The 12,917-nt window shown below is 69.1% G+C and carries 12 protein-coding genes and 2 pseudogenes; 8 read left to right on the top strand and 6 right to left on the bottom strand.

The window, feature by feature from the left end; genetic code table 11:
* Positions 1 to 30 precede the first annotated feature (30 nt).
* From ACXYX3_RS00430 to ACXYX3_RS00410, 5 genes and pseudogenes are all read left to right on the top strand, one after another.
* Positions 31 to 810: a DeoR/GlpR family DNA-binding transcription regulator gene (locus ACXYX3_RS00430; RefSeq protein WP_458609705.1), complete on the top strand. Its 780-nt coding sequence runs from the start codon at positions 31 to 33 to the stop codon at positions 808 to 810.
* On the top strand, positions 807 to 1,784 hold the full coding sequence (locus tag ACXYX3_RS00425; RefSeq protein WP_458609704.1) for a 1-phosphofructokinase family hexose kinase: 978 nt from the start codon (positions 807 to 809) through the stop codon (positions 1,782 to 1,784). The genes ACXYX3_RS00430 and ACXYX3_RS00425 overlap by 4 nt, the downstream gene beginning before the upstream one ends.
* 23 nt (positions 1,785 to 1,807) lie before the next feature.
* Positions 1,808 to 3,838 (top strand): PTS fructose transporter subunit IIABC, encoded by a 2,031-nt coding sequence (locus tag ACXYX3_RS00420; protein ID WP_458609703.1) that lies wholly within the window; start codon positions 1,808 to 1,810, stop codon positions 3,836 to 3,838.
* Between the two features lie 41 nt (positions 3,839 to 3,879).
* Entirely contained in the window at positions 3,880 to 4,137 is a 258-nt protein-coding gene (locus tag ACXYX3_RS00415; RefSeq protein ID WP_241204308.1) for an HPr family phosphocarrier protein, read from the top strand.
* Between the two features lie 191 nt (positions 4,138 to 4,328).
* A pseudogene (locus ACXYX3_RS00410) lies at positions 4,329 to 4,940 on the top strand (S8 family serine peptidase); the annotation flags it as partial.
* Here ACXYX3_RS00410 and ACXYX3_RS00405 read toward each other — a convergent pair.
* From ACXYX3_RS00405 to ACXYX3_RS00395, 3 genes and pseudogenes are all read right to left on the bottom strand, one after another.
* Positions 4,936 to 5,286 (bottom strand): annotated as a pseudogene (locus ACXYX3_RS00405) (ESX secretion-associated protein EspG); the annotation flags it as partial. The pseudogenes ACXYX3_RS00410 and ACXYX3_RS00405 overlap by 5 nt on opposite strands.
* Positions 5,286 to 5,588, bottom strand: coding sequence for a type VII secretion target (locus ACXYX3_RS00400; protein ID WP_241204309.1), 303 nt, complete (start codon positions 5,586 to 5,588; stop codon positions 5,286 to 5,288). The pseudogene ACXYX3_RS00405 and the gene ACXYX3_RS00400, both read right to left, overlap by 1 nt.
* A 23-nt stretch (positions 5,589 to 5,611) precedes the next feature.
* Positions 5,612 to 6,715, bottom strand: a complete 1,104-nt coding sequence (locus ACXYX3_RS00395) for an EspA/EspE family type VII secretion system effector (protein WP_458609702.1) — start codon at positions 6,713 to 6,715, stop codon at positions 5,612 to 5,614.
* A gap of 289 nt (positions 6,716 to 7,004) precedes the next feature.
* On the opposite strand from ACXYX3_RS00395, the gene ACXYX3_RS00390 reads away from it, so the two are divergent.
* Positions 7,005 to 8,150, top strand: a complete 1,146-nt coding sequence (locus ACXYX3_RS00390; protein WP_458609701.1) for a MinD/ParA family ATP-binding protein — start codon at positions 7,005 to 7,007, stop codon at positions 8,148 to 8,150.
* On the opposite strand, the gene ACXYX3_RS00385 is transcribed toward ACXYX3_RS00390, so the two are convergent.
* Both ACXYX3_RS00385 and ACXYX3_RS00380 read right to left on the bottom strand, forming a co-directional pair.
* On the bottom strand, positions 8,132 to 8,899 hold the full coding sequence (locus tag ACXYX3_RS00385) for a class I SAM-dependent methyltransferase (protein ID WP_241204557.1): 768 nt from the start codon (positions 8,897 to 8,899) through the stop codon (positions 8,132 to 8,134). The genes ACXYX3_RS00390 and ACXYX3_RS00385 overlap by 19 nt on opposite strands.
* Before the next feature lie 4 nt (positions 8,900 to 8,903).
* Positions 8,904 to 9,914 carry a methylenetetrahydrofolate reductase gene (locus tag ACXYX3_RS00380; protein ID WP_458609700.1) on the bottom strand — a complete coding sequence of 337 codons (1,011 nt, stop codon included), beginning with the start codon at positions 9,912 to 9,914 and terminating at the stop codon, positions 8,904 to 8,906.
* A 253-nt stretch (positions 9,915 to 10,167) separates the two neighbouring features.
* Here ACXYX3_RS00380 and ACXYX3_RS00375 point away from each other — a divergent pair, with 253 nt between their 5' ends.
* Entirely contained in the window at positions 10,168 to 10,476 is a 309-nt protein-coding gene (locus ACXYX3_RS00375) for a hypothetical protein (protein WP_458609699.1), read from the top strand.
* A 456-nt stretch (positions 10,477 to 10,932) separates the two neighbouring features.
* On the opposite strand, the gene ACXYX3_RS00370 is transcribed toward ACXYX3_RS00375, so the two are convergent.
* Positions 10,933 to 12,243 carry an IS256 family transposase gene (locus ACXYX3_RS00370; protein WP_458612251.1) on the bottom strand — a complete coding sequence of 437 codons (1,311 nt, stop codon included), beginning with the start codon at positions 12,241 to 12,243 and terminating at the stop codon, positions 10,933 to 10,935.
* Between the two features lie 120 nt (positions 12,244 to 12,363).
* On the opposite strand from ACXYX3_RS00370, the gene ACXYX3_RS00365 reads away from it, so the two are divergent.
* The gene (locus ACXYX3_RS00365; protein WP_458609698.1) at positions 12,364 to 12,861 is read left to right on the top strand and encodes a transposase; all 498 of its coding nucleotides are present in this window, start codon (positions 12,364 to 12,366) and stop codon (positions 12,859 to 12,861) included.
* Positions 12,862 to 12,917 lie beyond the last annotated feature (56 nt).

Raw genomic sequence — 12,917 nt, 5'->3', positions numbered from 1 at the left:
TCGCACGAATCCCCACACAAACGGAGCTCCATGTACCCCGAAGAGCGGCAGCAGGCCATCGCCTCGCTGGTGATGGCCAGGGGCCGCGCCTCGGTCACGGAGCTCGCCGCCGCCTACGACGTGACCACCGAAACCGTCCGCCGCGATCTCGCCGTCTTGGACAAAGCCGGCATCGTCCGGCGGGTGCACGGCGGCGCCGTGCCGGTGCGGGCGCTGCACCTCGTGGAACCCGGGGTCGGAGAGCGCGACGTGACCCGCTCCGAACACAAGGATGCGATCGCCGCCGCGGCCGCCGAGTTCTTCCCGCTCAGCGGCGCGACCGTGCTGCTCGACGCCGGCACCACCACGATGCGGATCGCCGCTCACCTGCCCACCGATCGCGAGCTCGTCGTCGTCACCAACTCCGTGCCGATCGCCGCACGCCTGGCCACGATGCCGACGGTCTCGCTGCAGCTGCTGGGCGGGCGAGTCCGCGGTGTCACGCAGGCGGCCGTCGGTGAGCAGACGCTGCGGGTGCTCGACACCTTGCGCGTGGACATCGCGTTCATCGGCACCAACGCCATCAGCGTGCGGCACGGGCTGTCGACTCCCGACAGCGACGAGGCCGCCGTCAAGCGCGCCATGGTTCGGGCCGCCAATTACGTTGTCGTCGCAGCCGATTCGTCCAAGGTGGGCCGGGAAGACTTCGTCAGCTTCGCACCCATCACCAGTGTCGACACCCTCATCACCGACCCGGAGATCAGCGCCGCCGACCGGTCCGCGCTGACCGATCAGGGCATCGAAATCGTCTGCGCAGGAGACCAGCTGTGATCGTCACCGTCACCCCGAACCCGAGCATCGACCGGACGGCGTCGCTGCCCTCGCCGCTGACCCGCGGCGCGGTGCACCGGGTCACGTCGGTGACCGATCAGGCCGGCGGCAAGGGCGTCAACGTCGCCCGGGCGCTGACACTGGCCGGGCTCGACGCCCTCGCCGTCCTGCCCGCCGCCGCCAACGACCCGTTGATCACCGCGTTGCAGACAGCGGCCGTGTCCTTCCGTGTCGTCCCCTCCGCCGAACCCGCCCGGACCAACTTGACGATCACCGAACCCGACGGCACCACCTCCAAGATCAACGAACCGGGCGCAACGCTCGACGAGGCGACGGTGAGCGCACTGACCGACGCCGTGCTGGCCGCCGCCGAGGACGCCGACTGGGTGGTGATGTCCGGTTCGCTGCCGCCGGGCATGGCGGCGTCCTGGTACGGCGACGTCGTGGCGATGCTCGCCTCGCGTCGGTGCCGCGTCGCCGTCGACACCTCGGACGCGCCGCTGGCCGCGCTCGTGGGATCGCTCGAGCGCGGCGCACCGGATCTGATCAAGCCGAACACGGAAGAGCTGGCCAGCGTGCTGGGCCTCTCCCCCGAAGTTCTCGAACAGGCTGTCGCACAGGGGGATTACGAGCCCGTGGTGGTGGCCGCGCGCCAGCTCGTCGACCGTGGTGTCGGCGCGGTGCTCGCCACGCTGGGCGCCGAAGGTGCCGTGCTGGTCGACGCCAACGGCGCGTGGATGGCGACCCCGCCGCCCATCGTGCCGCGCAGTACGGTCGGCGCAGGCGACTCCTCGCTGGCCGGCTACATCCGCGCAGAAGTCGGTGGCGCCGTCGCCCCGCAGCGGCTGCAGATGGCCGTCGCCTACGGCAGCGCCGCCGCGGCCCTGCCCGGAACCACCCTGCCCTCGCCGTCCCAGATCGACCTGGCCGCCGTACACGTCGCGCCGATCTCCCCGATTCCCGCCACTCAGTAACACTCGACGACGAAAGTAGTCCCATGACAAGCTCCACCACGTCTCCGCCGATCATCACCTCCGATCTGGTCCTCCTCGATGTCGCCGTCGACGGCGACAAGCAGGCCGTCATCGAGCGGATGGCCGGCGCCCTGGGCGCAGCCGGTCGCGCGACCGACACCGACGGCCTCGTGGGGGCGGCGATGGCCCGCGAGCAGCAATCGGCCACCGGTCTGCCGGGCGGCATCGCGATCCCGCACTGCCGCTCGCCCTACGTCGACACCCCGACCATCGGGTTCGCCCGCCTCAGCCCCGCAGTCGATTTCGGCGCCCCCGACGGCCCGGCCGATCTGGCGTTCCTCATCGCCGCACCGGATTCCGGCGGCCAGGAGCACATGAAGCTGCTGTCCAGCCTGGCACGGGCGTTGGTGCGCAAGGACTTCGTCGAGTCGCTGCGCAGCGCGTCGTCGGCCGACGAGGTCGTGAGCCTGGTCGACGGGGTGGTGAACCCGGCGCCCGCCGGCGCCCCGGCCACGCCCGCACCGGCACCGGCGCCCGCCGAGAAGCAGTCCGCCAAGACGCTGATCGCGATCACCGCCTGCCCCACCGGCATCGCCCACACCTACATGGCCGCCGATGCGCTCGCCGCCGCGGCCAAGGAGGCGGGCGTGACGATGGTGGTCGAGACGCAGGGATCGTCCGGCAGCACCCCGGTGCCCGCGGAGACCATCGCCAAGGCCGACGCCGTCATTTTCGCCACCGACGTGGGCGTCAAGGACCGCGGCCGCTTCGCCGGCAAACCGGTGATCGCCTCCGGGGTCAAGCGTGCGATCAACGAGCCGGCCAAGATGGTCGCCGAAGCCGTTGCCGCAGCTGATAATCCGAACGCGCCGCGGGTTGAGGGGTCCGCGGCGACGGCATCGGCAGGGTCCGCACCCGGCGGCAACGTCGGGTGGGGCACCCGCACCCGGCAGATCCTGCTGACCGGCGTGAGCTACATGATCCCGTTCGTCGCCGCAGGCGGTCTGCTGATCGCGCTCGGCTTCCTGTTCGCGGGATACGAGATCGCGAACAAGCCCGAGGGCGAGACACAGTCGCTGGGCAACATCATCGCGCTGAACAACTCGCTGACCAATCTGCCCAGCGGTGGCTTCACCCAGTACCTGGGCGCCATTCTGTTCAGCCTCGGCGGTCTGGCGTTCAGCTTCCTGATCCCCGCCCTGGCCGGCTACATCGCCTTCGCGATCGCCGACCGGCCCGGCCTCGCACCCGGTTTCACCGCGGGTGCGCTCGCCGGATTCGTCGGCGGCGGCTTCATCGGTGGCATCGTCGGCGGTGTCATCGCCGGGTTCGCCGCGCTGTGGATCAGCAATATCAAGGTGCCGCAATGGTTCCGCGGGCTGATGCCGGTCGTCATCACGCCACTCGGCGCGTCCCTGGTGGTCGGCCTGATCATGTTCTTCCTCGTCGGCCGCCCGCTGGCGCTGATCAACACCGGCCTCACCAACTGGCTGAGCAGCATGTCCGGCACCTCGGCGATCCTGCTCGGCGTCATCCTCGGTCTGATGATGTGCTTCGACCTCGGCGGCCCGGTCAACAAGGCCGCCTACGCATTCGCCACCGCAGGGCTTGCCGCCTCGACCACCGCCTCGTTCCAGATCATGGCCGCGGTGATGGCCGCCGGCATGGTGCCGCCGTTGGCGATGGCACTGGCCACCACGGTCCGGCCCGGACTATTCAGCGAGCCCGAGCGGGAGAACGGCCGCGCCGCATGGCTTCTCGGCGCCTCGTTCATCTCGGAGGGGGCGATCCCGTTCGCCGCGGCCGACCCGCTGCGCGTCATCCCGTCGATGATGTTCGGCGGCGCCATCACCGGCGCGCTGTCCATGGCGTTCGGTGCCACATCGCGAGCCCCGCACGGCGGCATCTTCGTGCTGTTCGCGATCGACAACAAGCTCGGCTTCATGATCGCCCTGCTGGCCGGCACCGTCGCGGCCGCCATCGCCGTCGTCGCCGCCAAGCAGTTCATCAAGCCCAGCGCCGCGAAGGCCGAGCGCGAGCTCGTCGCGGCCTGATTTAGTCCGTCCCGTCATCACCCACCGAAAGAGGAGAGTTCATGCCCACCAAGACCGTCATCGTCGGCTCGTCCATCGGACTGCACGCCCGGCCCGCCGCGATCATCGCCGAGGCCGTGGTAAACGCCGGTGTACCCGTCACGCTCTCGGTCGAGGGCGGTGAGCCGGTGGACGCCGGTTCGGCGCTGATGATCATGACGCTGGGTGCGGGCAACGGCGCGCAGGTCACCGTCGCCTCCGACGACGAATCCGCGGTGAACACGATCGCCGAGCTGGTGCAGAAGGACCTCGACGCCTGAGGGGCGCCAGGGCCGAAAAGAAAGCGGAACGACCTCCCTCCGCGGGCCCTTAGGCTTGCCCATGTGTCCGCACCGCAGCCGTTTGACGTGACCTTTTGCGCCGTGAACGAGGCGGCGCTATGTTTGCTGACGTCGGCGCGGACCGCGCCGGTCAGTAACCGTCGAACGGGGGGTGTCCAGTAGTGCGGCGACTGGCTTCTCTGTTTGCTGCTTTGCTGCTGGTTGTTTTGCTCGCTCCGCCCACGGCAGGGGCGATCGAACCACCGGTCATCGACCCGGGCGCGATCCCTCCTGATGAGACGGGTCCGGATCAGCCGATGGAGCAGCGGCGGGTGTGTGCCGCGCCTACGGTGTTCCCGAACTCCAACTTCGCTGATCGGCCCTGGGCCAGCGACTACCTCCGGCTGGCCGATGCGCAGCGGTTCGCGACGGGCGCCGGGATAACTGTTGCTGTCATCGACACGGGGGTCAACGGGTCGCCGCGCGTGCCCGCCGAGCCGGGCGGTGACTTCGTCGACCAGGCCGGGAACGGAATGTCCGACTGTGATGCGCACGGCACTCTGACCGCCGCAGTGATCGCGGGCCGGCCGGCCCCCACCGACGCGTTCGTCGGTGTCGCGCCGGACGCCCGCCTCCTGTCGCTGCGCCAGACCTCCGACAGCTTCCAGCCGGTGGGTGCCCGGACCGACCCCAACGATCCCAACGCGACCCAGACCGCGGGGTCGTTGCGGAGCCTGGCCCGGGCGATCGTGCATGCGGCCAACCTGGGTGCGCAGGTCATCAACATCAGTGAGGCCGCTTGCGACAGACCACGAACCGCACCATCTTTCCGCCGAGGTCCCGGCGCCACCACCGGCAGTCGAGTGTGCGGTCGGGCCGGCTCAGTACGTCCGCCATGGCCGCCACCTCGGGGTGCGGATCGCCGAACGCGGTGAGGATGCCCTGGGCGGTGAGGTCACGGGTGACCTGCTCGGCGACGATGCGGCGCTGGTCCTCGTAGGGAATGTTGGGCCGGATCCCGAGCGCCAGCGGGAAGTCCACCAGGTGCAGCAGGTCCGCGATGACGAGCATGCCGTCGATGGTCACTTCGACACCCACCACGTCGTCGTAGTGGGTGGGTTCGGCATCGCCGAAGAGGGGGCTGGCCATCACTTCAGCCGCCGGGCCGACACGTAGTCGGTGGCTTCGTAGCGGTACGCGGCGCCGACCAGGTGCTCACCCAACGATTCCGACCGGGCGGCGAGCGCCGCGACGGCGGCGGCGCGGGCACGCTGCACGATCTGCAGCGCCCCGGCCGTACCGGATGCGATCGGGCCGTGGGACGTCAGAACCCCGGCGGCGCCGTCGCGCACGCGGCCACCGGCCGACACGACCTCCGCGGCGACCCGCTGCTGGTGGATGGCCAGCTCATGCAGGTGCGCCGGGGTCACTCCGAGTTCGACGTGGGACATGACCGGTTCGTCTCCTGCTGTAGTCACTGGGGTGGGCGGGTGGCGGCCGGCGCCGGTGGCGACGGTGGCGGACTCGGCACCTGTTCCGGCGGTGTCTCAGGCACCACCGCGTCCTCGGAGTCGGCCGGTTCGGTCTCGGCCTCCGCCGCAGGATCACCCGTGTCGTCGGGGCTCTCCTTCTCTTCTGCCCGCACGTCCACCGGGGGTGCCTGCGGCGCGGCTGCCTGCGAGGCCGGCGACGGGAGCTGCCCGACGGCAGTGACCACTGCGCCCAATGCCGCGGCTAGGGGTGCCACGGCGGTGCCGATCATCCCGCCCACCGCCCCGAACGCCGATGTCAGCCCCGACAGCATGTCCCCTTGCATCGGTGACTGCTCGGAGGTGGTGACCGGACCGGGGGCCGGGCACGTCGGCGACGGGAGGAGCGGGGCCGATGTCCCTGAACCCGGCTCGGGAAGGTCATCAGGAGCTGCTGGCACGTCGGTCGATTCGGTGTCGATCGACGCGGCCTCGCTGTCAGGCGAGTCGATGGGCCCGGCCTCGTCGACGAGCGCTTCGTACTCGCCGGCGATCCGTCGCAACCGACTCGCGTTGTCTGCGGTCTCTGCTGCCAGATCGCCCAGTTCGGTACTGCACACGCCCACGGCCGCGGTCACCGCCGCGAGCTCGATGGATGACTTCATCGCAGGCCCGACACCGGGAATCGCGGCGAGCGAGCCCGTCACGCGGCGCAGCGATGAGAGCTGGTGGGCGTGATCGTCCAACGTCTCGCGGCGGCGGATGATCTGGGTGGCCTCCCGGTCGATGACGGTGTGCACGTCCCGATCCAGCACTGCGAGCGCCTCGGCGGCGCCGGCCAGGCGACGGGTGGCCACGGTGTACGACTGAGCGGCGCCGCCCTCCCACTCGTCGCGCGGATAGGCGCATTCCACCGTCCGTGCCGCAGCGAGGAAGCCGGTCGCGCCGTACCGGAAAGATTCACCGGCGTCGGGCCGGCCGTGTCCCGTCGTCGAACGCATCCCGGCGATCACGCGTTGCCCGGCACCGAGGATGTCGGCAACGGCAACCGCGCCGCACGCGCCATCCGTGAATTTGCCCGGCGCACCGGCGGCATCGGACACAACCATGCTCGACCACCCCTTCCCACGGGGAGCCTACCAGCGCTCAACCCCCTGACCGGACACCAATTTTCTCCAGCGACAGCGCAGCAGCACTACACTGGCAGCCTGTCCACCAGCCAGAACACTGCGCTCGCCGCCTGATGTCATGGGCACACCGGGCCGTCGCGGGCGGCCTGGCCGCCGATGGCAGCGCTGTCGATCAGCGGAGCGGCCGGCGGTCGCGGACTTCTTTGCTCGTGCGGCCGACCCGTACTCTGAGAAGCTGCCGCGGACCGCATCGAGGAGGAGACCCGCTGTGACTGACCGCGACGAGGTGGTGCGCCGAGAACACGACGACACACCGCCGACGCCCCAGCCGCCCGTCTTCGGGTCGCAGCCTCCGCACGAGGGCAACACCGGACCGGTGCCGCGACTTCACACTCCTCTGCGGCCACCGCAGGGCCCCCAGGGCCCGCCGCCCCCGCCGTGGCCGGCCGCACCGCCCGAGCCCGACACCACCGTGCTGCCCGCGCAGCCCAATTCCTACGCCGAACGAATCCGGCCGGCCGATCTTTTGCCGACGCGCAAGAGCGTGCCGGCACGGGGCTGGCGGCGATGGCTCTACAAAGCCACCTTCGGTGCCGTCAACGTGGGTCCATCACCGGCCGAGCGACGTATCGCGGCTCTCGAGGCGGCGATCCGCGCGCCGCTGCGCGGCCACTTCAAAGTGGGCGTACTCGGCAAAGGCGGCGTCGGAAAGACCACGGTTTCGGCCTGCATCGGCTCGGTCTTCGCCGAACTCCGGCAGGACGACAGGGTGGTGGCCGTCGATGCCGACACCGCGTTCGGCAAGTTGGGCAGCCGGATCGATCCGCGTGTGCAGGGCTCGTTCTGGGAGCTGGCCACCGATCGGCATCTCGAGACCTTCGCCGACGTCCGCAACCGCGTCGGCAGCAATGCCGCAGGATTGTTCGTCCTCGCGGGCGAGGCGACTCCGGCGCGGCGCCGCGTGCTCGACCCACCTCTGTACCGCGAGGCGGTGTCCCGGCTCGACCGGTACTTCACGATCGCGGTCGTCGACTGCAGCTCCACGATGGACGCCCCGGTCACCCAGGAAGCGCTGCGCGATCTGGACGCGCTCGTGGTCGTGTCCTCTCCGTGGGTGGACGGCGCCGCCGCGGCGGGTCAGACGCTGGATTGGCTGGCCGCGCGCGGGATGAACGGCCTGCTGCAGCGCACCGTGGTGGTGCTCAACGACTCCGACGGTCACGCCGGTAAGCGAACGAGAACCATTCTCGCTCAACAATTCTCGGGGCACGGCCAGCTGGTGGTCGAGGTGCCCTTCGATGGGAATCTACGGCCCGGCGGCATCATCGACGGCACGGCTGACATGTCGGCCGCCGCGCGCGTCAAGTTCGTCGAGATCTGCGCCGCGCTCGCCGCTCACTTCCCTCCGCGCTGAGCCTCGGCCCGCCGCAGACTCAACACCTCCCCGGTGATGCGGTGGGCGGAGAGCAGATCACCCATCTGAGCCGACTGGCGCTCCGCCGTCTCCCACGCGGGGTCTCCGCCGTGGCGGTGGGCGAGTTCCTCCTCGACGCGGGTCACCCGCGTCTGCCAGTGGTCGGGAATGGCCGGCAGGTCCGGCGTCTGCAACCGCGCATCGACGACCAGCCCTGCCGCCGTCAGCGCGCCGCGCAGAGATGCCTGCGTCGGAAAGTGATTGCCTTCCGGCCGGTCTGCGGCGGCAAGTTGCTTCTGCGCGACGAAGACCAGCAACCCGATGCGGCCCGGCGCGCGGACCACGCGGCGCAATTCGGCCAGCACAGCGGTGTGCGCCCGCATGGTGCACAGCACGCCGAGACACCAAGCGGCATCGACGGATTCGTCAGCCAGCGGCAGGGCGTCGGCGCTGCCCTGCAGCGTCGGATAGCCGAACAGCGACACGGCGGCCCGGCACGCGCCCGCCTCCGGTTCCACGAGCACGGGTCGGAGCGCCCGTCGCTCAACGGCGTATGCCGCCGGCCCACCCACTCCGGCACCGCAGTCCAGCAGCGTCTCACCCGCGCGCAACCCTAGACGCTCGATCAGCCAGTCGAGCGCGGCGGGATTGCCGCTACCGCGGCACCCGGCGGGAACGTGGTAATCCGGTCCCAGGTCCCTGGCGACCTCCGCGGTCCACTCGGCGACGGTGTCGAACTCCGCCGACATCGCGTCATCGCCCACGGCCGGCCTCCTCGAGCACGCGTCGACCGACCTCGGCCTTGATCTCCGCACCCGCACGGGTGCCTGCAGCCGAGGCCAACCCGGAGATGTTCACGCCGTCCACACCGTCGATGGCCAGCAGGGCACGTGCCTCGGCGACAGCGGCATCGATGCCGGCCTGCACCGGATCCGATGCGTCCAGGATGGTGGCGACGACGGCGGGGTCGAGCTCGAGGCCCGGCAATCCGCGCAGGACCGCGGCCGACACGTCGTCGGTGACCACCGCGACCGCTGCCAGCACCGGGATGGTCAGGCCCTGTGCCCGAGCCGCAGCCATGAAGTCCCCCACCACACCCGGGGTCGGCGTGTGGTTCAGCACCGCGAGGGCCGCTCCCGCGTGCTGCTTGGCGACCAGGCGCGCAGGCCGACCCGAAACCGGTGGCGCGGTGACCGTTTCGGGGACGGCCGCGGTGATGCCCAACGAGGCGGCCAGGGCGACCAGCCGCGGGCCGTCCAGGTCGAAGGTCTGCGTGACGTCGGGGCGGACGTCGTACGCGCGCCCGTCTCCGGTCACACACAGCACCGTCGTAACGTCCAGCAGCGACAACCCGCGCAGCTCCTGTTCGAGGACCACCCGATTTCGGTCCCGACACGACAGCGTGATCCAGGGGGACGCACCCGCCTCTTGCAGGAGCGCGGCCATCACTGCGGGCGGGTAATCCGGACGGTTCTGGTGTTCCCCCACGAGGACCGCATCGCAGGACCCCGCCAGCGCCGCGGCGGTGGCGGCCAGATCGACCGGGTCGAAGGGAGTGCAGCTGAAATCGGTGAGAACCAGCGGGGCTGTCGCCGCGCGGGGCGGATGTGTCACCACCCCGTCCCACGGCACGGCCGCCGGGAACGCGCACGGACCTGCCCGCATCTCGCACTGGCCGTCGGCGCGCACACCCCCGCACGGGCCATAGTGCATGTGCTTCGGGCAGTCGTCCACGCCGAGGCCCTCTGTCCGTGCTGCCGCCATCGAACCTCCGTCTCGGTTCGCATCGTGCCCACCTTGGCGCGGACGAAACCCGGTGATGTCCTCTGGCGGGGCGGGAGGGACTTTTGGCCCCTTCGAGCCGCGACAGCGCTGCCTACCGTGGGAGGAAGCGCAGGACGGACGGTTGCCTCCAGTCCGGCGTCAGGCGACGACCGGAGGCAACTCCGCCGCTGATAGGCCATGGGTAGTCGCTGGGCGGATTCTTTTAGGAGGTCCGGTTCGGAGGAGGCTACTCATGTCAGTGTTGGGAATTGCGCTGGATCCGGCGACGGTGATCGTTGCGATAGATCCGGGCAAGGCGTTCCATCGGGTGTGGATCAGCAACGGTTCAGGAACGCTGGTTGATCCGATGTCGTTGTCGGTCTCGCGAGAAGGCATTTTCCAGCTGGAGTTGGCCTTGAACAAGCATGGTCCTGATGCCCCGGTGATTGCGATCGAGGCGACGGGCGGCCTGCATCGATCCTGGGTCGCCGAACTGGAACGTCGTCATCCCGGTTCAATACGGCTGTTCGCGCCGTCGGAGACGAAATCAGCTCGTATGTAATTGGGTTCGGGCAGGTTCAAGACTGACGATCGTGACTGTGCGGCGTTGACGTACATGGCCCGCCAAGGCGGCGGTCGACGCTATGGTGAGCAGGCCTCGGTAGAGGCGCTGCGTGCCGCGGTCCGGCATCGTCGCGGGTTGGTGGCCGACCGCAAAGTCGCTCAGCAGCGGTTACACGACCAGCTCAACGCACTATGTCCGGGGTTGTCAGCACCGGCTGGTCTTGGGCGATCCCTGGCGCTGGAGACGCCCACGGGCCTGGCTGTGCTAGCGTGCGCGGCCGCGTTTTCCGGACGACCCCCGCAACTGCGGTCGCTGATGTGCCGGGCGCCGGGGCGCTTGACGACGAACACCGCCCACTACTGGCTGCAGCGGTGGCGCGAGTGTCTGCCTCCGCCGGCCGATGCCGACCAACGGAGCCTGTCAAGTTGTTTGTGTAAGCAGGTGCTCGGTTGGTTAGAGGTGGGGGTTGATTCGGTCGGGGTAGGCGATGGCGAGCTGGCCGAGTGCTTGCTTCCAGTTGGTCGTGACTTGGCCCTCGATGAGGCGGCTGGGGGCGGTGCGTTCGTTGGCGGGTTTGCCTCGCTGCTTTTCGCGTTCTCGGGCGCGCTTGTCCTCGATAGTGCAGATCGCTAGCCACAGCAGCTTGACCACCGATTCGTCGCTGGGGAAGTGTCCGCGGTTCTTGATGATTTTGCGCAACTGGTAGTTCAGCGACTCGATGGAATTGGTGGTGTAGATGACCCGACGCAGCATCGGCGGGAACGCCAGGAACGGCACGAACCGCTCCCACGCGTTGCGGAACGCCGCGACGGTGTGCGGATTCTGCTGCCCTAGCTCTGATTTCGCGAAATCATCTAGTTCGACAAGAGCTGTCTCGGCGTCGGGAGCCTGATAGATCGGCTTGAGCGCGGCCGCGACCTTCTTGCGCTGGCTGTAAGACACGAACCGCATCGCGGTACGGATCAGATGCACCACGCAGGTCTGCACGGTCGCCTGCGGCCAGGTCGCCTCGATCGCCTCCGGGAAACCGGTCAGCCCGTCACAGCACACGATGAGCACGTCGCGCACCCCGCGGTTGGCTAGCTCCGCGCATACCCCCGCCCAGAACTTCGCGCCCTCGGTGGTCTGCACCCAGATGCCCAGGACGTGTTTGATGCCCTCCATGTCGACGCCCACAGCGATGTGAGCGGCCTTATTGCGGACGTGGGCGCCGTCGCGGACCTTGACCACCAGGGCGTCGAGGTAGACGACCGGGTAGAACGCCTCTAGCGGCCGACGCTGCCAGGCCATCACCTCGTCGCTGATCTCGTCGACGATCTTGGACAGAGTTTCCCGGCTGATCTCGGTGCCGATCGTCGTTGCCAGGTGATGTTCGATGTCGCGGAGTGTCATTCCGCCGGCGTAGAGCGAGATGATCATCTCGTCGAGGCCGCCGAGGCGGCGAGAACCTTTGGGCACCAACGTGGGCGAGAACGTACCGTCACGGTCTCGCGGGATGGCCAGGTCGACCTCGCCGACCTGAGTGGCCACCGTCTTGGGGTATGAGCCGTTGCGCGAGTTCGGCAGCAGACTGGCCTCGGGATCACCGCGTTCGTAGCCGAGGTGATCGGTCAGCTCGGCCTGCAAACCGCGCTCGAGGCCGGCCTTGATCAGCTGCTGGATGAGGCCGTCATGGCCGTCGAGTTTGACCTCTCCGGCATCGATCTTGGCGAACAGCTCATCCAGAGCACCGCTCGCCTTCAACTTCTCCGTCGCGTTCTTCATCTCTTCACGACGACGCTCACGCGCTTCGGGATCAATCACAGACATCAGTGTCGACTTCCTGTCAGGACACCACACCCCTTACACAAACCATCTGACACCTCCGACCAACGTGCTCAACGGTTGAACCGCGACCTGGGCCGATACCGTCAGCTCCGAACAGACATTGATGCTCTTGACGTCGAGATCGTGGCGTTGCTCGCCGAGACCGACGGTCAGATCCTGACCAGCCTTCCCGGCGTCGCCTCGATCCGCGCGGCGGCCTTCGCCGCACACAGCCTCCCCATCGAACGCTTCCCTGATGCTCAACATCTCTACTCCGCAACGGGTTTGGCGCCAGCCCTCTACAAGTCAGCGACGCTGAACCGTCGAGGGCGGATCTCTCGACAGGGGCTGGCCGAACACCGCGATGCGCTGATGGGGATCGCCTGGGGACTATCCCAATCCTCACCATCATTCGCCGAGCGCAACGCGCAACTGCGCGCCCGCGGCATGGCACCGATCCAGGCCCGCGTCGCGCTGGCCCGCCACGCATGCCGACTGGCATACCGACTACTTCGAACCCAACAACCCTTCGATGAACAGCGCTATCGTCAAGGAAGGTTCAGCGGCGAACGGTGACGGCTGCGACCGCTATGCCGCACGACGGCGCAACTTAGCTTGCCGCCCGTTCGCCC

This window comes from Mycobacterium sp. Panama NTM2, from assembly GCF_054355555.1.
Note: the sequence above shows the minus strand (reverse complement) of the source record. Positions and strands in the feature narration are given on the sequence as shown.